Annotated in this window: 17 protein-coding genes; 8 read left to right on the top strand and 9 right to left on the bottom strand. The window is 67.2% G+C overall.

Annotation, left to right across the window (positions count from 1 at the left end):
- The first annotated feature begins 66 nt into the window (after positions 1–66).
- On the top strand, positions 67–903 hold the full coding sequence (locus tag V3596_RS00535; protein WP_334275627.1) for a UDP-2,3-diacylglucosamine diphosphatase: 837 nt from the start codon (positions 67–69) through the stop codon (positions 901–903).
- A gap of 9 nt (positions 904–912) precedes the next feature.
- Here V3596_RS00535 and V3596_RS00530 read toward each other — a convergent pair whose 3' ends face one another.
- Positions 913–1,968 carry a M14 family zinc carboxypeptidase gene (locus V3596_RS00530; RefSeq protein WP_395385911.1) on the bottom strand — a complete coding sequence of 352 codons (1,056 nt, stop codon included), beginning with the start codon at positions 1,966–1,968 and terminating at the stop codon, positions 913–915.
- A gap of 234 nt (positions 1,969–2,202) precedes the next feature.
- Between V3596_RS00530 and V3596_RS00525 the strand changes: the two genes are divergently transcribed.
- Both V3596_RS00525 and V3596_RS00520 read left to right on the top strand, forming a co-directional pair.
- Positions 2,203–3,840, top strand: coding sequence for an AAA family ATPase (locus V3596_RS00525; protein ID WP_334275626.1), 1,638 nt, complete (start codon positions 2,203–2,205; stop codon positions 3,838–3,840).
- A gap of 20 nt (positions 3,841–3,860) precedes the next feature.
- Positions 3,861–4,478 (top strand): general secretion pathway protein GspB, encoded by a 618-nt coding sequence (locus tag V3596_RS00520; RefSeq protein ID WP_334275625.1) that lies wholly within the window; start codon positions 3,861–3,863, stop codon positions 4,476–4,478.
- A gap of 93 nt (positions 4,479–4,571) precedes the next feature.
- Here V3596_RS00520 and V3596_RS00515 read toward each other — a convergent pair whose 3' ends face one another.
- The 4 genes from V3596_RS00515 to V3596_RS00500 all read right to left on the bottom strand — a co-directional run bounded on the left by V3596_RS00515 (position 4,572) and on the right by V3596_RS00500 (position 9,619).
- Positions 4,572–6,017 (bottom strand): sigma-54-dependent transcriptional regulator, encoded by a 1,446-nt coding sequence (locus V3596_RS00515; protein WP_334275624.1) that lies wholly within the window; start codon positions 6,015–6,017, stop codon positions 4,572–4,574.
- Entirely contained in the window at positions 6,014–7,438 is a 1,425-nt protein-coding gene (locus V3596_RS00510; protein WP_334275623.1) for a sensor histidine kinase, read from the bottom strand. Before V3596_RS00510 ends, V3596_RS00515 begins: the two co-directional genes overlap by 4 nt.
- Positions 7,439–7,505: 67 nt before the next feature.
- Complete coding sequence (locus V3596_RS00505; protein ID WP_334275622.1) at positions 7,506–9,059, bottom strand: InlB B-repeat-containing protein; 1,554 nt, start codon at positions 9,057–9,059, stop codon at positions 7,506–7,508.
- Positions 9,060–9,079: 20 nt separating this feature from the next.
- Positions 9,080–9,619, bottom strand: a complete 540-nt coding sequence (locus V3596_RS00500) for a hypothetical protein (RefSeq protein ID WP_334275621.1) — start codon at positions 9,617–9,619, stop codon at positions 9,080–9,082.
- A gap of 373 nt (positions 9,620–9,992) precedes the next feature.
- Between V3596_RS00500 and V3596_RS00495 the strand changes: the two genes are divergently transcribed.
- Positions 9,993–11,237: an HD-GYP domain-containing protein gene (locus V3596_RS00495; protein ID WP_334275620.1), complete on the top strand. Its 1,245-nt coding sequence runs from the start codon at positions 9,993–9,995 to the stop codon at positions 11,235–11,237.
- A gap of 206 nt (positions 11,238–11,443) precedes the next feature.
- Here V3596_RS00495 and V3596_RS00490 read toward each other — a convergent pair whose 3' ends face one another.
- The 4 genes from V3596_RS00490 to V3596_RS00475 form a co-directional block, all read right to left on the bottom strand.
- Positions 11,444–13,420, bottom strand: a complete 1,977-nt coding sequence (locus V3596_RS00490; RefSeq protein WP_334275619.1) for a TonB C-terminal domain-containing protein — start codon at positions 13,418–13,420, stop codon at positions 11,444–11,446.
- A 278-nt stretch (positions 13,421–13,698) separates the two neighbouring features.
- Positions 13,699–14,034, bottom strand: a complete 336-nt coding sequence (locus tag V3596_RS00485) for a hypothetical protein (RefSeq protein ID WP_334275618.1) — start codon at positions 14,032–14,034, stop codon at positions 13,699–13,701.
- A 38-nt stretch (positions 14,035–14,072) separates the two neighbouring features.
- The gene (locus tag V3596_RS00480; protein WP_334275617.1) at positions 14,073–14,273 is read right to left on the bottom strand and encodes a hypothetical protein; all 201 of its coding nucleotides are present in this window, start codon (positions 14,271–14,273) and stop codon (positions 14,073–14,075) included.
- Between the two features lie 103 nt (positions 14,274–14,376).
- Positions 14,377–15,057: a DUF938 domain-containing protein gene (locus V3596_RS00475; RefSeq protein WP_334275616.1), complete on the bottom strand. Its 681-nt coding sequence runs from the start codon at positions 15,055–15,057 to the stop codon at positions 14,377–14,379.
- Between the two features lie 57 nt (positions 15,058–15,114).
- Between V3596_RS00475 and V3596_RS00470 the strand changes: the two genes are divergently transcribed.
- The 4 genes from V3596_RS00470 (at position 15,115) to V3596_RS00455 (ending at position 22,920) form a co-directional block, all read left to right on the top strand.
- The gene (locus tag V3596_RS00470) at positions 15,115–16,479 is read left to right on the top strand and encodes a hypothetical protein (protein ID WP_334275615.1); all 1,365 of its coding nucleotides are present in this window, start codon (positions 15,115–15,117) and stop codon (positions 16,477–16,479) included.
- The gene (locus V3596_RS00465; RefSeq protein WP_334275614.1) at positions 16,476–17,267 is read left to right on the top strand and encodes a DUF4194 domain-containing protein; all 792 of its coding nucleotides are present in this window, start codon (positions 16,476–16,478) and stop codon (positions 17,265–17,267) included. The genes V3596_RS00470 and V3596_RS00465 overlap by 4 nt, the downstream gene beginning before the upstream one ends.
- Positions 17,267–20,110 carry an ATP-binding protein gene (locus V3596_RS00460; protein WP_334275613.1) on the top strand — a complete coding sequence of 948 codons (2,844 nt, stop codon included), beginning with the start codon at positions 17,267–17,269 and terminating at the stop codon, positions 20,108–20,110. Before V3596_RS00465 ends, V3596_RS00460 begins: the two co-directional genes overlap by 1 nt.
- 212 nt (positions 20,111–20,322) lie before the next feature.
- Positions 20,323–22,920, top strand: a complete 2,598-nt coding sequence (locus tag V3596_RS00455) for a zinc-dependent metalloprotease (RefSeq protein ID WP_334275612.1) — start codon at positions 20,323–20,325, stop codon at positions 22,918–22,920.
- The last annotated feature ends 655 nt before the right edge of the window (positions 22,921–23,575 follow it).

Raw genomic sequence — 23,575 nt, 5'->3', positions numbered from 1 at the left:
ACAGCGTTCACGCCGGCGTCATCAGCGCCGGCCACCATGCATGGCGAATCCACTGCAGGAGTCGCCATGAGCAGCATGCACCAAGACCTCCGCGCCAGCCTTCGAGTCCGCACGGTCTGGATTTCAGATCTGCACCTGGGCACGCCCGGCTGTCAGGCCGATGCCTTGCTCGACTTCCTGCGCGAAGTCGAATGCGAGACGCTCTATCTGGTGGGCGACATCATCGACGGCTGGCAGTTGCGCCGCAGCTGGTACTGGCCACAAAGTCACAATGACGTGGTGCAGAAAATCCTTCGCAAGGCCCGCAAGGGCACGCGGGTGGTCTTCGTGCCCGGCAACCACGACGAGTTTGCACGCCGCTACGTGGCGCACAACTTCGGCGGCGTCGATGTGGTGGAAGACTGCATCCATGAAACCGCCGATGGCCGCAAGCTCTGGGTCACGCATGGCGACCTGTTCGACGGTGTGATCCAGTGCGCCAAATGGCTGGCGTATGTTGGCGACGCGGCTTATGAGTTCACGCTCAAGGTGAACCGGCACCTGAACCGATTGCGCGGGCGCCTCGGCCTGCCGTACTGGAGCCTTTCGCGCTATCTGAAGCTGAAGGTCAAGCGCGCGGTGAGCTATGTCTCGGATTTCGAGGAAGCCGTGGCCCGCGAGGCGCGCAAGCGCGGCGTGCACGGCGTTGTCTGCGGTCATATCCACCATGCCGAGATCCGCGAGATCGACGGCGTGCTCTATTGCAATGATGGTGATTGGGTGGAGAGCCTCACCGCCCTGGTCGAGCATGCGGAAGGACGGCTGGAGATCCTCGACTACAGCGCCCGCTCCGATGTGCATCGCCTGATCGACAGGGTGAAGAGCGGCCGCGTGCTGGCGCCGGTGGAAGACGCGCTGAGCTAGCTGGTACCGTCAGCGCTGCCGGCGGTACCAGCGGTCCAGTGCCGCTTCGCGTGCCAGCTCGCGCGCCAGGCCCTGCGGCCGCCAGCGCTCATGGCTCATGGCGGCGCGGGCAATGAAGTCGAGCCACACCAGGTGGCGTCGCAGCACGCGCTGCTGGCGGTGCTCGATCAAGGGGTTGAAGATGCCGTAGCGCGAGAACAGCTGGCGCGGATTCTTCTTGATCCACAGCCAGGAGCCCATCTCCAGCGTGAGCGGCAGGAAGGCATGTTCTCCGTGGTCGCGACGACTGGCGAGATACAGGTGATCCCAGAGGTCGCCATGGCATAGGTAGTGGCGGCTCTGCGGCTCCATCATGTAGCGGTGGTGCAGTAGCGTGCTGTCCTGGATCCGTGCCAGCGCGTGCAGCTCGGCAAGATGCTCGATGGGCCTCGCGGTATGAGCAAACGGGAACCAGATGCGGTCAACAAAGCCGAAGCCTGAATGGCAGTCGACCGCGATGCTGAATCGATGCGGCAGCAGTTGCTCCTGCACAAGCTTGCACAGCGCCGCACTTTCCAGCTCCATCGCAGCGCCCTGCGGCCCGCGGTACCAGGGCAGGCGCGCACTGATACGCTGGCCGCCCACCAGGGCCGGCGCGCCAGCCTCCGCCGAGATCGGCGCATTGCGCATCAGGTCGACGCCGTTCGGATTGGCGCGCGTGCCCATCAGGAGGCCGCCGGGGTTGACCAGGGGCATGAAGACAAGCCGCATCGCGCTCAACATGCGATGCAGGCTTTCATCCCAGCGCAGGCGCGGCACCAGGCTGCGCAGAAAGGCCAGCACCACTTCGCTGCCGATGCGCTCCAGCCCGTGCACGCCGCCGAAGTAGCCGACAGCCGGCAGCGATGGGTCGGCATTGCCCAGCGTGAACGCCAGCAGCGGCAGCTCGCGCTCGCCCAGGCTGACCCGACCCAAGTCGTGCATTTGCAGAAGCCCGCCGGCCTGCGAATGCAATTGCAGCAGTTGCTCCAGCTCGGGCAGGGGTTTCAGATCGATGCTCACCTTGGGTTGCCATCGTGCCGCCATCAAGTTGTCATCTGATGACGCGAGCATGACGGCGTCGCATCCACGCATCGAGGCGCCGCCGTGAAGCCTTCATCAACTCATCGCCTGGTCCAGCAGATCGCTGTTGCAGCCGCCTTGATCGGCGGCCTGCGCGAATGCCTGGCCCTGGCCTGGGCGCAGCGCCACCGCCGCCGCGCCTGAGCTGGCGCGGCCCTGCAGCCGCTACCATGCGGGCAGTTCCAATACCGCCCGCTCATGTACGCGAAATTCTTTGGCCTGCAACAGGAGCCGTTCTCTATCGCGCCTGACCCTCGCTACCTCTTCATGAGCGAGCGGCATCGCGATGCCTTGGCGCACCTGCTCTATGGCCTGCATGGTGGCGGCGGCTTCGTGCTGCTGACGGGTGAGATCGGCGCCGGCAAGACCACCGTCTGCCGCTGCTTCCTGGAGCAGATCCCGCAGGGCTGCAACGTCGCCTACATCTTCAACCCCAAGCTCACGGTGCACGAGCTGCTGAAGACGATCTGCGAAGAGTTCCGTGTCAAGCATGAGCATCCGGCGGGCGAGGCACAGACAGTCAAGCAGTACATCGATCCGCTCAACGAGTTCCTCTTGCGCACGCATGCGCAGGGCCAGAGCAATGTCCTGATCATCGACGAGGCGCAAAACCTGTCGGCCGAAGTGCTGGAGCAATTGCGCCTGCTGACCAACCTCGAGACCAATGAACGCAAGTTGCTGCAGATCGTCCTGATCGGCCAGCCCGAGCTGCGCGCCATGCTGGCCCGACCCGAGCTGGAGCAGCTCGCGCAGCGGGTGATTGCGCGCTTCCATCTCGAGGCGCTGTCGGAAGCGGAGACAGCGCAGTACATCGAGCACCGCCTCGGCGTGGCAGGCTTCTCCGGGCCCATGCCTTTCGACCGCAAGGCCAGCCGGCGCATCCACCAGCTCACGCGCGGCGTGCCGCGGCGCATCAACCTGCTATGTGATCGCGCCTTGCTGGCGGCCTATGCACTCGGTCGCCACGATGTCGAGCGCAAGACGCTGGACCGCGCCGCTGCGGAAGTGTTTGAGGGTGGCATTCACTCGGCGGCGCAGCGGCGCTGGATCTGGCCGCTGGCGGCGGCCGGTCTGCTGGGCGCGGCGGGCGTGGCGGCCGTCACGGCCACGCGGGGGACGCATGAGGCCGGGCCCATGCCGCCGGCCATCACCGCAGCCGCCAGCGCACCGGTCGCAGCGTCGGCGCCTGCTGTTGGCGCATCGGCTCCCGTGGCTGTCAGCGACGGCCCTGTCGTCGCACTGCGCAGCGAGGCTGAAGCCTGGCGTGCACTGGGCGCAGCCTGGCATCTGGACTGGCCTGCGAACGATCAACCATGCCAGGCCTGGCGGGCGCTGGATCAGCCCGTGCTCTGCTTCAAGAGCAGCGAGGGTGGCCTCGCCCTCTTGCGCCAGCTGGGGCGGCCCGCGGTGTTGACGCTGCATGATGAAGCCGGCCAGCTCAGCTATGTGACCCTGGTCGGCCTGGGCGATGGCCATGCGAGCTTGCGCGCCGGCGAGCAGACCCAGACCGTCAGCCTGCTTGCGCTCAGCAAGCTCTGGCGCGGCGAGTTCGTCACCTTGTGGCGCTCGCCCCCTGGCTATCAACAGGGCAGGGCAGCGGTGAGTGCCGAGCTGTCCGGCTGGCTGGATCAGCAGCTGCTCGCTGTCTTCAAGGAGAAACCGGCCGGCACACAGGCGCCCGATGCTGCGGCCTTGCAGGCCCGTGTCGCCACCTTCCAGCGCTCGCAAGGCCTGCGCAGTGACGGCGTGGCCGGGCCGGTCACCCTGATGCACCTGAGCCGGGCCGCCCGGGCTTTTGACGAGCCGCGCCTGCCGTCCGAGCTGCCACCGAAATAGCAGAGAAGAATCCGCGAGCCATGTCCTTCATCCTCGATGCCCTCCGCCGCGCCGATTCCGAACGGGAGCGCGGCCGCGTGCCGGGCCTGCATGCGCAAGCCCATGCCATGTCTGCAGACCATGCGGCCGATGACCATGGCCCAGCCGGTGGCCGCTTCGGTGTCATGCAATGGCTTGTCGGCGGCGCAGCAGCGCTGGCGCTGGTCTTGCTCGGGGCCTGGGCCTCGACATGGCTCTCCGCGCCGGAACCGGTGCATCCGCCAGTCGTGGCCGTGTCTCCTGTTCAGCCGGCGCCCCTGTCCGCGCCGCCTCCCCGCAGTACGCCAGGTCTCGTCGAGTTGCAGGCACCGCCGCTTGCCGCGGCGCTGCCACCTGTTCAGCCCGCAGCTTCAGTGCTGCCGAAAGAGCAGGCGCTGCCGCTCTTGAGCCAGTTGCCCGAAGAGTTGCGTCGGCAGGTGCCGGCCCTGACCTCGGGCGGCTCGATGTATTCAGAGACGCCGGCCAGCCGCATGCTGATCCTGAACGGACAGCTCCTGCATGAAGGCGACCTGGTTGGCGGAGTCTTGCTGCTTGAAGAGATCAAGCTCAACGGCGCCGTGCTGTCGATCAAGGGTCAGAAGTTCCGCATCAGCTTCTGAGCTGAGCCGGCGCGCTCAATGTTCGTGCGAATCGATCACGCGCTCGATCCGTTTGCCGGGTACCGATGCACCCGCGAATGCAGGCCAGCCTCGTCAGGCCGCGTCTTCGTCGCGCAGGTTCAGCCGCTCCATGCGGTAGCGCAAGGTGTCGCGCGAGATGCCCAACAGCTTGGCGGCCTGCGTGACATTGCTGCCGCTTCGTTGCAGCGCGCGTTGCACCAGGCGGCGCTCGGCGCGCTCGAGATTGAGATCGTCTGCGTCGTCGTCGTCGCCGCTGCCTTGCGGCGGCTGTTGGCTACCCGCTGTCGACAGAAACCCGAACTCGCGGAGCCCGATGCGGGGTCCTGGCGCCAGCAGCAGGGCCTGTTCGATGGCATTGCGCAGTTCCCGTACATTGCCCGGCCAGGGGTAGCGCTGCAGCGGCAGCAGCAACTCCTCGCCGAGTTCGGGCAGCTCTCGCCGGTAGCGCTGGGCATGCCATTGCAGGAAATGCCGGGCCAGCAGCAACACGTCGGTGCCGCGCTCGCGCAGTGCGGGCACCGGCACTTCGATGATGCGCAGCCGGAAGTACAGATCGGCCCGGAAGCGCCCCTCGCGCACCATTTGCTCCAGCGGGCGGTGCGTGGCCGCAATCACGCGCACATTGGCCCGCTGCTCGCGAATGCCTCCCAGGCGACGGAAGCTGCGGTCCTCCAGCAGCTTCAGCAGCTTGACCTGGGTGGCTGGGTCCGCCTCGCCGATTTCGTCGAGGAAGAGCGTGCCGCCGCTGGCGGCCTCCACCAGGCCGATCTTGCGCTGGCGGGCATCCGTGAAGGCACCTTTCTCATAGCCGAACAGCTCGGCCTCGATCAGCTGCGGGGGCAGGGCGCCGCAGTTCAGTTCCACGAACGGTTGGCTCGCGCGAGCACCGCCGAAATGCAGGGCCCGAGCCACGAGTTCCTTGCCGGTTCCTGTCTCGCCCTGGATCAGCACGCTGGGTGGGTTGTCGTCCGACAGCTGCCGCTCCGCGCTCACGAGCAGGCATACGCGTTCTCGCAGCGCCGTGACCTGGGAGGACTCACCGATGATCTTGTCCAGGCCGCTGTGATTCGCCTCGCGCTGGCGGTAGTACTCGACACGGCTTTGCAACCGACCTTGTGCCAGCAGCCGTTCGAGCAGCAGGCGCAGTTCACTCAGCGCGAGCGGCTTGGCCAGATAGTCGGCTGCACCCTGCTTGATGGCCGAGACGGCGAGTTCGATGCCGCCATTGCCCGTCATCAGGACAACGCGCGCTTCGGCATCCATGGCGCGCAGCTTGACCAAGGCCTCCAGTCCGGTCTGGCCCGGGAGGTTGTGGTCCAGCAGCACGATGTCCGGCCGGAAGCTGGGGTAGAGCTCGAGGCCCTCCTCGGCGGAGCCGGCCACCTGCGTGGTCCAGCCCAGGCGCTGCAGGTAGGTCGCGATGTTGCGGGTCAGCACGGCCTCGTCATCGATGATGAGAATGGCCTGCCCGAATGCAGCGGGCTTCTCCGGCAAGGTGGAGCGCGAGGCGGTGTTCAAGCTGCGGCCCCCGTCGTGTCGGCCGGCAGGTCTGTCACGGGCAGATGCAGGTTCACTCGCGTTCCCTGGCCTGCAGGACTCTGCAGTTCGACATCGCCGCCCAGCCGCTTCAGGATGCGCTGCGACAGGGCCAGGCCGAGGCCCAGGCCGCGGGGCTTGGTGGTGTAGAAGGGCTTGAACAGGTTCTGCATCTGCGCAGTGCCGATTCCAGTGCCGCTGTCGATCAGTGTGATGAGCGCCAGCTGCCCGCGACGCGAGGCTTGCAGGCTGATGCGGTCACCCGCCTGGGTGGCCTCGGCCGCATTGGCGAGCAGGGAATTGAACACCTGGGCCAGCACCATGGGATCGGCGGCCACCTTGCCCAGCTCCTGCGGCATCTCGATCAAGAATTGCTTGCCCTGTCTCTTCAGCTCAGGGGCAAAACGGGCCACGGCATCGCGCAGCACCGCCGCGAGGTCGGCGCTGGTCTGGTGTTCCGAGGGATCGCTGGCGTAGGTGAGCAGGGTGCGCACCAGATGTTCGATGCGATCGACGTTGCGCATGGTTTCCGCATGCACCTCTGCCTGCTCGCCACCCAGTTCATGGTGCAGCTCGGCCGAGGTGCGAATCGAGACCAGCGGGTTGCGGATGCTGTGTGCCACGGCGGCCGAGAGCTCCCCGACGATGGCCAGCGCCTCGGCCTCGATCAGGCGACGTCGTTGGTCCTGCAAGGCACGCTCGGTATGCCGCACGAAGCCGACCAGTATCAGAAAGAGCATGGCACCACCTGCCACGGCGCCGAGCTGTATGAGGTGCTGGCCTGCGCGGATCGCGGCAAACAGGGCATCCGGCTGTCGATAGAGCTCGATCACGCCGATCTGTTCCTTTCCACTCTGGTCGAAGACCGGAAGGTAGTCTTCGACGAACATGACGTCGGCGCGCAAGCCCTGATGTTCGGCCTTGTGCGCCTTGTTGGCTGCTTCCTCATCTTCTTCCTCGCGGTGGACGACCACGCGCCCCCGCAGGGCTGCGTCCAGCTCGTCGTTGGAGGGGAAAGTCTTGCCGATGAGCTCGGACCGGCTGGACCACAGCACCCGGCGGTTGGTTGCATAGACATTGGCGCGCAGCACGTCGGGCATGGCCGCGACATGGGCGAAGAACTCGGTGGTTTCCTTGCTCTCCGGGCCATCCGGGTCCTTGAAGAAGCTGCCGACCTGCTGGATGTTGGCGATGCTCTGCACGAAGTCGCGGCTGAGCGCCGCATCGCGTTCGAGCATCCGGGTCGCGAGGTAGTTGCTGAGCAGCCAGGCCATGCCGAGGCTGAACAGCCCGATGGAGAGGGCGCCCACCAGTGCGAACCAGCGTGTCAGGCCCAGCCCGGTGGTTGGATCGATCAGGCGTTGCGGCCAACGGCCGATGGAACTGGATGAGGCAGGGGGCATGTACGGGCTCCTTGTCGCCCGAAATGTAGCCGCGCTGTCCCCTCACAAGCCTTACGGCTGTGGTTCCTTACCTGCTGAAAGTCGGCTGCACCTTGGCGTCGGCTCCCAGCACTACCGTGCAGCTCGGCGCGCTGCCGCTGCAAGCACCGCTCCAACCGAGGAAGCTGGCGCCGGCAAGCGGTACCGCTGTCAGCGTGACCGAAGTGCCCAGCTTGTACTTCGCTGTGCAGGTGCCGCCACAGCTGATGCCTGCAGGACTGCTCACAACATTGCCCGTCTTGGATTTGGTGACCGTCAGCGTGACGCTGGAAGCCGCACCACCGCCGCCGCCGCCGCCACCGCCACCGCCACCGCCGGCCACAGCGCTGAACTGGGCCGAGACCGACTTCTCGGCATCGAGTCGCACGGTGCAGCTCAGGGCATTGCCTGCGCAGGCACCGGACCACAGGGCCAGTGCATTGCCGGAATCAGGCTTGGCCGTCAGCGTTACTGTGGTGCCCGGCGGGTAGACGCCGTAGCACTTGTTGCCGCAGCTGAAGACCTTGTCCGAGGACGAGACGCTGCCGCCTCCGGCGACCGTGACGCGCAGCGCGTTCAGGTCCAGGTTCGCTGCTGCGTTTTGCGCGCCTATGGCATCGCCGAGTTCTCCCGCGCTGGGTGCGGTGCAGGTGCCATCCGCGCACAAGGCCTCGTTGGTGATCGGGTCGAGTGCCCCGGCGTACTTGTAGTGCTCGTAGCGGCGCACCACGGCATGCTTGCCGTTGCCCAGGTTGCCCTGGTTCACCAGCTTGCCGCGCCGGCGCTGATTGCCGCCCGAGGGGGGCTCCTGCTGCAACAGCGTCCAGCTGACTTCCTGATGTTCGGCATCGGCGGCGACGACGGCGCGGTTGTCACCCATCAGCTCATGCAGGTCGACCTTGCGGTCGAGTTCGTTCTTGTAGACCTTGACCCACTGTGCCTCGCCGTACTTCGGCACCGGCGCGGGCGGCGCTGCTGGCACCTGGACCTCGGCCACCACGAGGGGTGGCTGGGCCGGATCGGCCGGTGGCTGCGCTGTCCAGATCGGGGCCGGCAGCGACACGTCTGTGCCTGCCCTGATCAGCTGACCCGGGTTGGCGGGGTCCGGCAGCAGCCAGCGATACAAGATGCGGGTCGGGTTCACATAGCTGGTGCTGATGCCGAAATGCTCGCAGCCTGCCGTTGCGTAGGTGCCGGGCATACCCAGGGTCCAGCACGACTCGCCGGGCACGGTGCTGCGGTTCACCGGCCTGGGCGTGCAGGACGTGAAGCGGCCGGAGGCGGCGTCATAGGGCGACATCCAGCGCACATGGGTGCCGCCGGGGAAGTCCGTGGCCTTGCCGAAGCCGTAGCGAATCACGCTGGCATCGAAGTTCGACGGGAAGATGCGGCTCAGCTGGGCTGCGTTCACGCCCCAGACCTCCATCTCGAAGCCGCAGGCTTCGCCGCCGGTGTTGTTCAGCACATCGAAGTTCTGGTAGGAGCCCGCCATGACCACCGCCTGGGCGCGAGCCTGGAAGGTCGGGGCCAGCAGCAGCAGGGCGAGGGCCAGGGGTTTGAGCCGCTGCAGGCGGCCGGGCTGGGGCGAGTGCGTGCTTGTCATGGTGTCTCCTGTCCCTGGGCTTATTTCGCGGGGCTGGTGACGCGGATGCGCAGGTTGTCCAGCGCGAGGTGGTTCCAGTCCTTGCCGTTGCTGTCGAAGGCGAGGGCGACGTAGTCGACCAGCCCGGTGTAGTTGGGACGGGCCATCGTGGGCGCGCCGGTGAAACGGATGCGGCCACGCTTCTTGTCGGTCAGGCCGTTGTAGACGGTCTTGCCCTTGAGGTAGAGCACGAAATAGACGTCGCCCGTGGCGTCCAGGCCGCGGCGGCTCCAGAGATCAATGCCATCGAAATAGAAGGGCGTGCCGTCGCTGTGGCGCCAGTAGGTGCCATTGCTCGAGCCCATGGCCAGGTACTTGTTGCCGGTGACCTCATTGGTCATGTAGTAGTAGCTCGACGACCAGTCGAAGCCGCCGTAGCCGTCCGGCAGGTTGGCGGCCAAGGCAGGTTTGGGCAGTTCGTCGAAGGCCAGCAGTTGTGAGCTGTAGCTCTGCGCCTGTGCCGCAGTGGCCAGCATCAGGCCGGTGGCAAGGAGGGAGAGGCGGTGGAGTGCGGAGGTCATGTTGTCTCGTCGGGGTGGGCAGTTGCGATGCCCTTGTTGGCGCAAGTCCCATGCCTGCCCGGTATCTGCCCAGGCGCCGATGTGAATCAATGACTTGGCGAGCCTCCTCCTGGCGGGTGCGGGGCAAATCGCGCAAAAGGGCTGGGGCATTTCCCCCAATCCATCACGATGTCCGGCCATTTGACGAGGTCCAAACACTGCCCGACTCAAAGCTTGGATATCGTGCAGGCAGACCGGGCCATGGGAGAAGTCATGATTTCTTGAGGTTCTTGATCATGGTCATGCGCCGCTGTGGCGGCCAATCAGAAATGCATCACAGAATGTGTGACGAGGACCTATTGCAGGGCTAGCGCGTGTCAGACGGAGTCGATGAATGCTGAAGAAGATCCCGACCGCCCAGGTCCGCACCGGCATGTTCATACACGCGCTGGATGGCCCGTGGCTGGCGCACCCGTTCTGGAAAACCAAGTTCGTGCTGCAGGAGCCCGCCGACCTCGCCGCCTTGCAAGGGAGCAAGGTGCCCGCTGTCTGGATCGACGTGAGCAAAGGCCACGACATGCAGGCCGAGGCCGAAGCGGTTGCGCCCCCAGAACCTGCCGCCGCTATTGCGCCGGATGCGCCTGCTGCACAGGCGCTCGCGCCGAGTCGCGAGGCATCGACCCTGAGCACGGGGCGGGTCTCCAGCGCGGCCGAAATGGCGCGTGCCGCTGCCCTGGTGAACCGTTCGCGCCAGCAGGTGATGACGCTGTTCGGCGAGGCGCGCCTTGGCAAGGCCGTCGATGCCGAGCAATGCCTGCCCCTGGTCGAAGATGTGGCCAGTTCGGTGGCGCGCAATCCGTCCGCGCTGATCAGCCTGGCCCGGCTCAAGACCAAGGACGACTACACCTACATGCACTCGGTGGCCGTGTGCGCCCTGATGGTGGCGCTGGCCCGCCAGCTCGGCATGGACGAGGCGAAAACCCGCGAGGCCGGCCTTGCCGGTCTGCTGCACGATGTGGGCAAGATGATGATGCCGCTCGGCGTGCTGAACAAGCCGGGCCAGCTGACCGACGACGAGTTCACGCTGATGCGCTCGCACCCGGTGCGCGGCCATGAGGCGCTGAAGAAGGGCGGGGCCGTGCCCGAGTCGGCGCTGGACGTCTGTCTGCACCACCACGAGAAGATGGATGGCACCGGCTATCCGCACAAGCTCGCCGGGGAGCAGATCAGCCTGCTGGCGCGCATGGGCGCGGTCTGCGATGTCTACGACGCCATCACCTCGACCCGGCCCTACAAGGCCGCATGGGATCCCGCCGGCTCGGTGCAGCGCATGGCGCAGTGGCAGGGCCATTTCGACCCGGCCGTGTTCCAGGCTTTCGTCAGGTGCGTGGGCATCTATCCGCTGGGCACGCTGGTGAAGCTGCACTCGGGCCGCCTGGCCGTGGTGGTGGACCAGCATCCGACCAATCTGGTGGCGCCCACGGTCAAGGTCTTCTTCTCGACCAAGTCACAGCTGCCCATTCCGGTGGAGCTGCTGGACCTGTCACGCGGCAGCGACCGCATCGTCGGACGCGAGCAGCCGGCCGACTGGGGCTTCAAGAACATCGACGATTTCTGGTCGCAGCAGGACGGGCGCTGAGCGGCCGCGGCCTGGTGTGTTCCCTGGGCGGCCCGCGAGGGCACGCCGGCCCAACTGGTCAAGGCCGGCTCGACGCTGACGGCCCAGCTGAGGCAAGAAGCTGGCAATGACGCCGCAGTACCTGTCTTCCGGTGACGAACCCTGGGTCGCGGCGGCCTTCTCGCCTTCGCTGTTCGGGTCAGGTGGCGTGATCTGAAGGACACGGTTCAGTACAGCCGCACTGCCGTATCGAAGTGCCAGGTGCGGCGGATCTCGATCACGTCGTATTCGCGGGCCAGTGCCGGCTGGAAGGCGGGGTAGTTGGCCTGGCCCTGGATGATCTGGCGCACCGCTTCATCGATGGCAGGCACGCCGCTTGAGCGCACGAAGGTGATGGACTCGACCGAGCCGTCGCGGCGCACCGCCACCGTCACCACCGGGTCGGAGTGCGGCTGCCTGGCAGCTTCGCGCACCACGTCCAGCGTCATGTTGAGCTGGATCTTGCGAGCCCAGGCCTCGCCGTAGAGCACCAGTTCGGCGTTCGGGTCGATGCGGCCGAAGAGCCGGGCGCGGCGTGCGGTGCTGAGCGAATACGGCAGATTGTTTTGCGCCGGCGAGCTCGCCGCCTGCCGCTCCGCAGCGGCCGCTGCCTTGGCCGCGGCCTCGCGGCGATCTGCCTCCTCGTTCAACTGGCGACCAATGGCCCGCAGCCTGGCTTCGCGCAGTTCGGCGGCTTGCGCGGCTTCCAGCCTCGCGGCCTCGATCTTGGCGGTGGCTCGGGCAGCCGCTTCCTGGCGGGCCGCCTCTTGCTGAGCGGCGGCCTGGCGCGCGGCGTCGGCACGGGCGGCGTCCTGCCGCGCCGCTTCCTGCCTGGCGGCCTCCTGTCGCGCGGCGGCCTGGCGTTCGCCCTCAACACGTGCAGCCTCAATGCGCGCCGCTTCCTGGCGCGCCGCCTCCTGCCTGGCTGCGGCCTGACGCACGGCTTCCTGCCGTTCGGCTTCAACCCTGGCGGCCTCGACGCGAGCGGCTTCCTGCTTCGCCGCTTCCACACGGGCGGCAGCCAGGCGCGCTGCTTCACGGCGTTCGGCTTCAGCGCGCGCGATGGCTTCCAGGCGCGCGGCCTCCTGCCTTGCGGCTTCAATCCTTGCTGCCTCCAGCTTCGCGGCCGCAACGCGAGCGGCTTCCTGGCGCTCAGCCTCCTGCCTTGCAGATTCAACGCGAGCGGCTTCCAGCTTCGCCAGCTCCTGCCTGGATGCAGCCTCGGCGACCGCGGCTTCGATGCGTGCGGCTTCCTGCCTGGCGGCCTCCTGCTTGGCGAGTTCCTGTTTCGCCGCTTCCTGTTTCGCTGCCAACTGGCGGGCGGCCTCCTGGCGCGCCGCTTCGGCGCGTGCGGCTTCGATGCGTGCCGCTTCCTGCCGGGCGGCCTCGCGCTTGGCAGCGGCTGCTTCCGCGGCGGCGGCTTCGGCCTGCTTCAGCGCGGCCTCCTGCCTCAGGCGCTCGCGCTCGGCCAGTTCGGCTGCACGCTCCCGCGCTTCCTGCTCGCTGCGAATGCGCGCTTCTTCCGCCGGGTCGCGCGTGGACGAATCATCAGACTGCGGGCTGGGTGCACTGGCTGCCGCCTTGATCGCAGGCGAGGGCAGAGGGGCAGAGGCGGCAGCGACGTTCCACTTGGCCGCCTGCGGCCTTTCCACCGCCAGCACCGTAGGCTCGGGCAAGGGCGGCGGCGGTGCGGGTGGCACTGCCCTGGGCTCGACGCGTGCCCTTTGCTTGGCCGGGTCGGCCGGGCTGTTGGCGCCTGCCGTGTCTGCTGTTTTGGGCAAGGCCGGCGCGATGGCCGGCTGGGCCTCCAAGGCAACGACCTGTGCCGTCCATTGCGAAGCCAATGAAGGCGCGGAGGCAGGCGTGCCCGGCGCGGATTCGCTCGCGGCGGCTGGCGGCTCTGCCGGTGTTTCGGCTGTCGGCGCCGATGCGGCCGGCGGCACGAGCACCACGCGCAGCTCCGGCACTTCGACCCTTCGGTGCTCCCAGGGGAAGCTCAGGCCCGGCAGCCCGAGCTCGGCGCTGCCAAAAGCCAGGCTCAGGAGCAGGGCGTGGAAGACCAGAGAAATCGTCAGTGCAAAAGCAGGGCGGCGTCGCTCGGCATTGCTGGTGAGGTGGCTCGGCCACTCATACACGGGCACGGCCGCTTGCCGGGACTCAGCCATTTGCTCATCGAGGGCAGGGGGCTGAGTCGTGTCGTAGCCGGAGGTCTTCCTGGAGCTCAAAAGCGCCCCACGGTTGCAATGCGCAAGCCGACCGGACCGCTGGGTCGGTCACGGGCTTGCAAAAGCAGGGCAGAGACATGCAGGCGCCACATCGGCCGCATTGTCCTATCCAAATTCACCGGTTTTGCGGCGCCGCTTCACGTGGTCTGGTCAGACCCACACGGGAAAACCCTTCCATCGTGGACAGGCAGGGCACTTCGGCCCAGGTCATTGCTGGACTAGGCCTGCCACACGCCGTAGCCAGCCTCTCGCAGGCCGATGGCGAGCTCCACCTCCATCTCGCGGGCCGCCTCGTAGGGCATCGGGTTGTAGACCTCGTACAGCTCGGGCATCAGCCGCACGCCGTACTTCAGGACGAAGCGGTTGGCCTGCACGCCGGCCATGTGCTTGTCAAAGCGCAGGTCCGGGTCCAGGCCGGTCATGCCGACATAGAGGCAGGGCTTGAGCACGTCGTGCCCGGGATTGGCCTTGCGGTAGGCCGGCTCGTTCCAGACGCGCTCGGACAGGAGCACGACGTAGACATGGTGGTGGTCGGGGCGTTTGCGGCGCGGCATTGCAGCCTATTGTCAATGGCGCCGCGTCACGCGCCCGCTCAGTGCTGTGCTTGCAGAAGCCTGGCCGACCAGTGCGGTTGGCACGCGAGCTCTGCGGCCGTGATCTCGTCCGTGGTCACCGTGTACTCCTGGCTGCTGCGCTCGACGAAGTAGGCGCGCCGGAAGCGCTGCAGAAGACTGCCAAGTTCGGGGCGAGCCTGGCTTGCCGGGCCGTTGAAGGTCATGATCAGCGTTTGCATGGTCTGCTTTCCGAAGGAAGCCCGGCATGGGAGTGCTGCCGGGTCCTTCCTGAACGCCACCGCGCAGTCGCAGTTGACGCAGCGGTCGATGCGTATCGGACAGTTACATGCCTGTGCTTGAAACGCCTGCCGCTGCGCCACAAGGCGCTTGGTGCGCTGCGCCGCCTGACTTCCGCCAGATCAGCGTGAAGTTGTTGGCCGGCATCGGCACGATCTCTTCCAGCGTCAAGCCTTCAGGGCGGGCGACCTTGGCCAACTCATCGATGTCGCGCACGCCCCAGCGCGGGTTTCTTGCGCGCAGGCTGGCGTCGAACGCCACATTGCTTTGCGAGGTGTGGGCGCCGCCGCGCAGGTAGGGGCCGTAGGTCACCAGCACACCACCGTCGGGCAGGAGGCTGCCGGCGCCCGCCATCAAGGCCAGCGTCGCCTCCCAGGGGGAAATGTGAATCACGTTGATGCACAGAACCGCGTCAGCCGCCGACAGGGGCCAGGGGCGCTGGGTGAGGTCGATGGCGAGGGGCGGCAACACGTTCGTGAGCTGGCCGGCGGCCGTCCAGGCCTCGATGGAAGCATGACGGGAGAGATCCATCTCGCTGGGCTGGAACCTGAGGGCGGGCAGGGCCTGGGCGAAGTGCGCCACATGCTGCCCGGTGCCGCTGCCGATCTCGAGCACGAGGCCTCCCGGCGGCAATGGGCGCAATGCGCCCGCCAGCACGTCAAGGATGGGCTGCTTGTTGCGTTCGGCGGCAAGGGCGGTCTCTCGGGCGGTCTCACGGGTATCCATGCAGGCATGGTAAGCGCCTAGCCGGCCCCACCGTGGCGCCCTGGGATAATCGCTGCCATGCATGAAGAGACCGCAAGTGCGGCGGGCGCTGTCCAGGACGAGACGGAGCTGCGCTTCGAAGACTATTTCCGTGAGGGATCCGCGCCGACCGAGGCGCTGCTGTGGTGGCAGCTGGAGCGCAACGAAGCCCAGCTGAACGCGCTGCGGGCCCTGTTCCATGGCCCGGCGGCCCTGGTGCGCCTGCGTGTCTGGGTGTTCCTGGAGCTGATGGCGCTGCCCGAGTCGCGCATGTCGCGCGAAACCCTCAACCGCCACTTCCATTTGCTGCGCGACGAGGCGCTCGAGCTGGTCTTGAAGCGCCTGCGCGAGGCCGAGCTGCTGGCCTGGGACGGCTCCAACCAGCATTACGGCGTCACGCCGCTGGCGCAGAGCATCGTCGGCCTGCTGGCGCCGCTGGCCCGGGCGCCGCAGCAGGACGGCGACCTGGCAGCGCTGCTGGCTGGCGTCACCGGCGCCCATCAGCTCGGCACGCTGGACCCGGCCCAACTGCAGCATCTGCAAGCCCAGCTCTCGCGGTTGTACGACGAATTTGCCGACGCCATCGCCAGCGGCTCGGAGTTTCACCTGCGTCGGGCGCGCCAGCGCTTCGAGCGTGCGCTCAAGCTGGTGGACAAGGCCGGCGATGCCCTGAAAGCCATCATCGAGCAGGCCCAGGAAGACGGCAATGCGCGGCTGGAGCGCCTGGCTCGCGAGCTGGGCCTGGCGCAGGCGCGCCTGCTGGCCATGGCCAGCCAGTTCAACCGGGCCTTGCAGCAGGCCGACCGCCAGCGCGTGACCCTGGGCTCCACCGGCATCACGACGACGGACGTGCGTCGCTGGCTGCAAAGCGTTCATTTCCTCGAGAACGTCGCCCTGGGTGCGCTCTCGCGGCCGGTGCAGCCGGTGCTGGTTTCGCAGCATGAATTGCTGGACATGGCCGAAGGCGAATTCGAGCGCGACCGCCCGCAGGACGGCAGGCTGCCTGAAGCCCTGCCGCAAGGCCAGGCAGCGCCGGAAGGCCAGTTGGCCGTCTTGAGCCTGCCACCCGAAATGGCCTTGATGCAGCAGCTGCTGAACCGCTGGAGCGGCGAAGGCCATGCCGAGCAAGACCTGGCCCCGGCCGTGCTGGGCGGCAGCTATGCGCGCGCCGCCTACCGCGCGCAACTTCTGCCGCTGCTGGGTGACCCTCAAGCCCAGCATCTGGCCGGCGCCACCGGTGACATGGCGCGCCAGCCGTGGCGCGTGCTGTGGTCGGTCGAGCAGGGCGAGATCGACGATGACTATGTGCGCTGGATGAGCCGCGGCCTCCTGCGCAGCACCGATGCCGCAGCGCCCGCCGCTGCCGCCACCGAACAAGAAGAATCTTCCTCCCCGAATCCATGAGCCAAAAACTGCAAGACGATGCCGCGCTCCTCGCGGCACAACTGCTGGCGCGCCGCTGGCTGCCGCGCAGCCATGCGCTGGTCAAGCGCGCGCTGATCGACGACGAGCTCTGGGCGGCGCTCGGTGAACGCCTCGCCGCCGTGGGCCTGCGCGTGGTGGACAACCTCTATGCCGACCACATCAGCGTGGCCATGCTGCGCTCCGCCGAGTCCGCCGTGTTCGGCGAGACCGGCCTTGCGGCCAACAACAACCTCGACCTGCCGCGCGATGGCGTGGCGCTCCTGGTGGTGCTGTGGTCACTGATCATCCTGCCCAAGCGCCAGCGCCAGGTTGCGCGGGCCGACGCCATCGAGGCGGGCCAGGGCGAGATGTTCGCCACCGACAAGCCGATGCCGCTGGCCAGCAGCGTGGCGCCCAGTGTTTCCTATCGCAGCCTCCTGGCCGACTTCGGCAACCAGATGGGCAAGAAGCTGCGTATCGACTCCAACCTGAAGCTCCTGGAGCGCCACGGCTTCATCGTGCGCCGCGGTGAAGACATCGCCGAAGGCCCGCTGCTGGACCTGATGATGGACTACGACACGCTGGCGCCGCGCATCCTCGATGGCGCGCTTGCCGACGTGCTGGGTCGCTCCACCGATGCGGTGGCGGGCGCCGAGACCAAGGCCGTGATCGAGAAGCGCAGGGAACCAGAGCTTGAGCCCGAGATTGAAGAAGAAGTGATCGAAGCAGCCGTGGTCAAGCCAGATGTGATCGCACAAGAAGAACGACAAGACGAGGGCCAGGCCTGATGTTTCACCTGCAATCGCTGGAACTGCTGCACTGGGACTACTGCCAGCGCGTCTCGATGCCGCTGGACGGCGCCATCATCACCATCGCCGGGCCCAATGGCTCGGGCAAGACGACGCTCCTGGACGCAATGCGCACCCTGCTGGGCCTTGAGTGCTCGGGCGGCCGCACCTTCCGCACCTATGCGCGCCATGCCAATGCCGACACCGCCTGGCTGCGCGCCCTGGTGGACAACCGCCCGCGCGGCCGCCAGAACTCGAGCCGTCCGTTTGCCAGCTCGCTGCTCTATGCCGACCAGGTGACGCTGGCCTGCCGCATCGAGCGCCACGGCGGCGACTGGCAGCGCAAATACATCCTGGTCGAAGGCGTCCACGAGATCGAGGAGCTCGCCAAGCGCCCCGACAAGGAATGGCTGGGCATCGAAGCCTGGAAGCGCCGCCTCGAAGCCGCGGGCCTCACGCGCGCCATCGGCCGCGTGCTGGCGCTTGAGCAGGGCCAGACCGACCGGCTCTGCGAGCTGAGCCCCAAGGAACTCCTGCGCCTGGTGTTCGAGGTTTTCGGCGACCAGGAAGTGCTGGACCGCTACGAACAGGCCCGCAACCATCAGCAGCAATTGCTGAAGGAAGTGGAGCAGGCCGCGCATGAGCTTTCACACACCCAGGCCCAGGTGTCGGACCTGGCCAATCGCGTCAACAGCTATCAGCAGTACCAGCTGCGCCTGAAGGAACGCGAGCGCCTGGCCACCGAGGTGCTGCCGGTCCTGCAATGGTCCGAAGGCCGCCAGCGCACCGCCAACCATCTGCGCGAGCTGCATCGCCAGCGCCTCTTCGCGGCGCAGGACCAGCGCCAGATGAGTGCCAAGCGCGCCGAGCTGCATTCGCTCTTCGTCGCGCATGAAGCGGCCAAGCACAAGCTCGTCGAACTGGAGGCACAGCGCAAGCAGGCGCGCGCAGACTTCGACGCCGCTCGCGAGGCCGAGCGGCCGCTGGAGTTGCTGAGCAAGCGCGAGGAGGAACTGAAGGCGCTGGCCGCCGTCGAGACCGACGCGAAGGAACTGGGCGAACGACTGGCCAGTCTGAGCGGTCAGCAGCATCAGCTGCGCGAGGCCTACACCCGCGCCAACGACCAGAGCCGCAAGGCGCAGGCCGCGATGGAAGCGCTGACCGGCCAGCGCCTGCCGCCGCCACCGGTGGAAGTGACGCGCTTTCGCAAGGCGCTCGATGAGGCTGGCATCGTGCACCACGTGCTGGCCGACTGCATCGACATCGCCGACGAAGCCTGGCGTGCCGCAGCGGAAGGCATGCTGCGGCCCTCGCGCTGGGTTGTCGTGCTCGCGCATTCAAGCGACGAATCTCGCGCCTTCGCGCTGGCAGCCAAGGAGCGTTACCGCCATTACGTGGTGGCCGATGGCGAGACGGTGCCGGCGCAGGTTCCCAAGGATTCCTTGCTGGCCGCCTTGAAGGTCAATGCCAAACTGCCGGGCTGGTTGCTGCGCCAGCTTGCCAGCATCCGCTGCGTGAAGGACACGGAAGCCGGCGCCCAGCAATCCACAAAATCGGGCGGCGAATGGATCACGCCCGATGCCTATTACCGCGACGGCCGTGGCGGCCGCAGCCTCTGGGTTGAGCCGCGCGACTACCAGTTCGGCGTCTCGGCGCTGGACTCGCAACGCGGTGCGCTGGAGCGCGAGCTCACGCGCTATGACGCCGAGCTGACCCGCATTGCCAAGGAGCAGGCCGAGGTCGAGCGTCAGCTCAAGGACGTTCAGCGTGCGGCGCAAGGCCACAAGGCGGCGCAGGAGCTGGCCGAGCGGGGTGCTGATTTCGCTGAAGCCCGCGCCCGCCTGCCGGCCCTGCGCCAAGCCCGCGTCGAGGCGTCAACACGCATGGGCCAGCTCGACCAGGAACATGACCGTGCGCTGACGCAATCGACCCGCAGCGAGCGCGACTACGAAGCCGCGCAGGGCGGCCTGAAGGCCAGCGAGGCCAATGTGCTGCGCGTGCAGCGCGAGCATGAAGGCCGGCGCGATGAGCTGCGCGCTGCAGCCAAGGCATCGCGCGAGGCGAGGGCGGCTTTCCCATCGAGCTGGGTGCAGCCCTCCCGCATTGCATCGCTGCGCGATGAATTCGAGAACGCCAAGCAGGCCGAGATCGCGATGCGCCATGTGCAGCAGGAGCTGGACACAGGCCTCAACAACGGCACCTGGGAAGTCGACCCGCAGGTCCAGGAACGCCATGCGCGCATGAGCGTCTCGGTGCTGGAGCAGACCACGCAGCTGGAAGATCGCCGCGCCAGCAACGAGATGGCGCGCATTGCCGCGTTCAACGCTCGCGAGCGCTACATCGACGTGCTGCGTGCCACCGTGCGCCGCTACAAGAAGAATGTGCAGGAGCTCGGTGAACTGGCTGGCGTCAATGCTCAAGCCGAATTGCCGCACCTGGACAACGACGACACCGTGCTGGCCCAGGCCGGCCTGCATGTGAAGTTCAACTTCGACGGCAAGGGCGAAGTCGGCCTGAACGACGGCGAAGCCTCGGGCGGCCAGCAGGTGCTGAAGAGCCTGATTCTCCTGGTGGGCCTGATGAAGGACGACGAGACGCCGGGCGGCTTCGTCTTCATCGACGAACCGTTTGCCCACCTGGACGTGCGCAACATCCAGCTGGTCGGCCACTTCCTGCGCTCGACCCGCGCGCAGTACCTGCTGACCACGCCGATCACGCACAACGTCGAGGTCTTCGAGCCGAGCGAGATCACGCTCATCACCTCGAAGAAGACCCGCGGCGACCGCTGGGCACCGCCGATCGCGGTGCTGGCGAGAAGGCCGGAGAAGGGTGTGTACGACTGAGTGTCAAGCGGCAGGGGCTTGAGCTGTCAGGCTTTACCCTCGGCATCCAGTGCCAGAGGTCAGGTCGGCACACCGGGGCACATCCCGAGATCGCCGCCGGCTTGCCCCGCCTATCATTTGCCGCCGCCGCAATGCCGCCCAGGTGGCGCGGCCAGCCGCTTCACCCATCCATCCTTCCACGAGAAAGACGCGGGATTGCCATGCACCTTCGTATGACCCCTCTGGCCAGCCTCCTGTCGCTGGCCCTGATCGCCGTTGCGGCCACTGCCGCCGAGGCGCCCGCTCCCAAGACACCGGCGCCGACGACGCCGTCAACGCCGGGCAAGCCCGGCCAGGATGCGCCGGCCGCGCGTCCGACCGGTGCTGCCGCGTCCGGCCCTGCTGCTGCGATGACGCCACCGCCCGGTGCCGATGAACCCAAGCCATACGACAAGGTCATCACCGCGGACGCCAAGACGCAGGACGGCCTGTTCAAGATCCACACGATCAAGAGCAAGCTGTATTTCGAGATCCCGAAGGCCATGCTGGACCAGCAGTTGCTGATGGTGGCCACGGCCATGGCCGTGCCCACCGGCACGGACCACATCGGCCGCGAGATCAATGAAGACGTGGTGCGCTTCGTCCTGAAGGGCAACAAGGTCCTGTTCCAGACGGTGTCGCACGCCTACGTGAGCGACCCCGGCCGCGCCATCGCGCCGGCCGTGCAGGGCTCGCAGCGTGACACCATCCTGGCCAGCTATCCCGTCGAAGCCTTCGCCAAGGACGGCTCGCCGGTGATCGAGGTGAGCAAGCTGTTCACCACCGAAGTGGGCGACTTCTCGGCCCGGCAGGTTGTGCGCGGCACCGGCCTGGACAGCTCGCGCAGCTTCGTCGACAGCTCCAAGGCCTTCCCCGGCAGCCTGCGCGTGGATGCCGTGCAGACCTATGGCTTGATGCCTGCATTCAACATGCCCACGATCCCGGGCATGCCGCCGCAGCCTGCGCCGCCAGCACGCAGCGGCAGCGTCAACGTGGCCTACAACATCGTCAAGCTGCCCGAGCAGCCGATGATGCCGCGCCTGATGGACGACCGCGTCGGCTTCTTCAACATCTCGCGCGTCGACTACGGCAGCGACGAGCATGAAAGCAAGCGCGAGCGCCTGATCACCCGCTGGCGGCTCGAAAAGAAGGACCCGACGGCCGCGGTCAGCGAGCCGGTCAAGCCCGTGGTCTGGTACATCGACAGCGCCACGCCGGCCAACATCGTGCCCTACGTGAAGAAGGGCGTCGAGCAATGGAACGTCGCGTTCGAGGCCGCCGGCTTCAAGAATGCGATCCAGGCGCGCCCCTTCCCGACCAAGGAAGAGGACCCCGAGTTCGATCCGGCCGACGTTCGCTACAGCATCATTCGCTGGGTGCCGTCGCCGGTGGCCAATGCCTATGGTCCGCACCTCAGCGATCCGCGCACCGGCGAGATCCTGAACGCCAACATCGTCATGTATCACAACATCATGCAGCTGCAGCGTGATTGGTACGTGACCCAGGTCGGCGCCGTCGATCCGCGCGCCCAGAAGCTGCCGCTGCCCGACGACCTGATGGGCGACCTGGTGGCCTATGTGGTGACGCACGAAGTGGGCCATTCGCTGGGCTTCCCGCACAACATGAAGTCGAGCTCGCTGTACCCGGTCGAGAAGCTGCGCGATCCGAAGTGGCTGAAGGAGATGAGCCATGTCGCCACGCTGATGGACTACAGCCGCTTCAACTACCTGGTGCAGCCGGAAGACAAGGTCGATCCGGCGCTGCTGATCCCCAAGATCGGCCCCTACGACATCTTCGCCACCAAGTGGGGCTATATGCCGGTGCCGGGCGCCAAGACGCCTGAGGCGGAGCGCACTGTGCTCAACGCCATGGTGCGTGAACAGGACAGCAAGCCCTGGCTGCGTTTCAGCACGCCCAAGGGCGAAGGCGACCTGGGCGAGAACACCGAGGCGGTGGGTGACGCCGACGCGGTGACGGCCACCACGCTGGGCACCAAGAACCTCAAGCGCATCGTCAAGATGCTGCCCGGCATGACGCTGAAGGACGCCCGCGAAGACAAGGCGCTGGAAGAGCTGTACGGCGCCACCTGGGGCCAGTGGAACCGTGAGCTGGGCCATGTGGTGGCCGTGGTCGGCAGCTACAGCACGCAGAACAAGCATGGCGACCAGCCAGGTGCCATCTTCACGCCCACCCCCAAGGACAAGCAGGTCCGCGCCGTGAAGTTCCTGTCCGAGCAATTGCTCGCCACGCCGACCTGGATCCTGGACCCTTTGATCACCGAGCGTCTGCGCCCGTCTGCCCCGGGCACCATGCTGCTGAACAGCCAGCGCAATGTCTTGCGCGGCCTGCTGGACCGTTCGCGCATGGCTCGCATGCAGAACCAGGAAGCCGCCGGCGGCGACAAGGCCTACCGCACCGATGAGCTGCTGGCCGACCTGCGTGCCGGCGTGTTCACCGAGCTGAGCAGCGGCGCCAAGATCCAGCCGGCGCGCCGCAATCTGCAGCGCGTCTATCTGGAGCTCCTGGGCGAGCGCGTCAATGCGGCTGGTTCTTCGGCAGGCGACGACAGCAAGGCCCTGGTTCGCTCCGAGCTGGGCGAACTGCGCGGCCTGCTGGCCGCCAAGGCCGGTGCCGCGGGCGACCGCGTGCAGCGCGCCCACCTGGCGGCCCTGGCCGACTATGCCGGCAAGGTGCTCGACCCGAAGATGGCCGACAACAGTTCTGCGGGTGCGAGCCCGGTGATCATCAGGACGGGCATGGACGAGCAAACCTGCTGGCCAACGGGCGACTGAAGCTGCACCTGCACCAGATGACGAGGCCGACCTTTCGAGGTCGGCCTTTTTCTTTGTACTTGCTCAAGGGTGGAGGTCTCTTGACGGCACGTTGCAGCCACTCGCGAAGCCACTTCGGGAGAGCGTTGCACGGCAACCCGGGCAGCCGCACGGTTCAGGCAAGGGGGCCGGCCTTGCAGGCCGACTTCCCTGCGCTGCTCGCAACTCGGGGCGGCACGCAACTCGCTTCTCTCACTTCGTTCGTTGCGCTCAGACAGGGCGTGCCAAGTCAGTCGTTGAGGCACGCTGCGCGTGCTGCCCCGAGCCGCTGTGCTGCTCGGCCCCTTGCATTCACCGCGCAGCTGCCCGGGTCACCGTGCAACGCAGCGCCGCGTGGGGGTGTTTGCTCGCAGGCCACGACCCCTCGCCGGCACAGGCTGGCCCCGCTGCCGGGCGATTTGTGCGCGGCCGAGAGCGCAGCAGCACGGGCCGGGCGTGCGCAGCACGCTTCAACAACTGACTTGGCGCGCCCTGTCTGAGCGGAGCGAGCCGAAGGTGAGCGCAGCGAGTTGCGCGCCGCCGGCCCGTGATGCGAGCACCGAGGGGAGTTGGCCGAGAGGCCAACCCGCGCACCCTGAGCCCGGTGGCGGGGCCAGCCTGTGCCTGCCGCCCGACC

It is taken from the genome of Roseateles microcysteis, from assembly GCF_036880965.1.
Lineage (GTDB): Bacteria > Pseudomonadota > Gammaproteobacteria > Burkholderiales > Burkholderiaceae_C > JAUASW01.
This window is presented reverse-complemented; position numbering and strand designations above follow the sequence as displayed.

Excerpts from the sequence above, each read along its gene's own strand:
- V3596_RS00470 (WP_334275615.1), top strand. The coding sequence starts at position 15,115 with ATGCATGAAGAGACCGCAAGTGCGGCGGGCGCTGTCCAGGACGAGACG.
- V3596_RS00520 (WP_334275625.1), top strand. The coding sequence starts at position 3,861 with ATGTCCTTCATCCTCGATGCCCTCCGCCGCGCCGATTCCGAACGGGAG.
- V3596_RS00480 (WP_334275617.1), bottom strand. The coding sequence starts at position 14,273 with ATGCAAACGCTGATCATGACCTTCAACGGCCCGGCAAGCCAGGCTCGC.
- V3596_RS00465 (WP_334275614.1), top strand. The coding sequence starts at position 16,476 with ATGAGCCAAAAACTGCAAGACGATGCCGCGCTCCTCGCGGCACAACTG.
- V3596_RS00455 (WP_334275612.1), top strand. The coding sequence starts at position 20,323 with ATGACCCCTCTGGCCAGCCTCCTGTCGCTGGCCCTGATCGCCGTTGCG.
- V3596_RS00525 (WP_334275626.1), top strand. The coding sequence starts at position 2,203 with ATGTACGCGAAATTCTTTGGCCTGCAACAGGAGCCGTTCTCTATCGCG.
- V3596_RS00500 (WP_334275621.1), bottom strand. The coding sequence starts at position 9,619 with ATGACCTCCGCACTCCACCGCCTCTCCCTCCTTGCCACCGGCCTGATG.
- V3596_RS00510 (WP_334275623.1), bottom strand. The coding sequence starts at position 7,438 with ATGCCCCCTGCCTCATCCAGTTCCATCGGCCGTTGGCCGCAACGCCTG.
- V3596_RS00530 (WP_395385911.1), bottom strand. The coding sequence starts at position 1,968 with ATGGCGGCACGATGGCAACCCAAGGTGAGCATCGATCTGAAACCCCTG.
- V3596_RS00485 (WP_334275618.1), bottom strand. The coding sequence starts at position 14,034 with ATGCCGCGCCGCAAACGCCCCGACCACCACCATGTCTACGTCGTGCTC.
- V3596_RS00495 (WP_334275620.1), top strand. The coding sequence starts at position 9,993 with ATGCTGAAGAAGATCCCGACCGCCCAGGTCCGCACCGGCATGTTCATA.
- V3596_RS00490 (WP_334275619.1), bottom strand. The coding sequence starts at position 13,420 with ATGGCTGAGTCCCGGCAAGCGGCCGTGCCCGTGTATGAGTGGCCGAGC.
- V3596_RS00535 (WP_334275627.1), top strand. The coding sequence starts at position 67 with ATGAGCAGCATGCACCAAGACCTCCGCGCCAGCCTTCGAGTCCGCACG.
- V3596_RS00460 (WP_334275613.1), top strand. The coding sequence starts at position 17,267 with ATGTTTCACCTGCAATCGCTGGAACTGCTGCACTGGGACTACTGCCAG.
- V3596_RS00475 (WP_334275616.1), bottom strand. The coding sequence starts at position 15,057 with ATGGATACCCGTGAGACCGCCCGAGAGACCGCCCTTGCCGCCGAACGC.
- V3596_RS00505 (WP_334275622.1), bottom strand. The coding sequence starts at position 9,059 with ATGACAAGCACGCACTCGCCCCAGCCCGGCCGCCTGCAGCGGCTCAAA.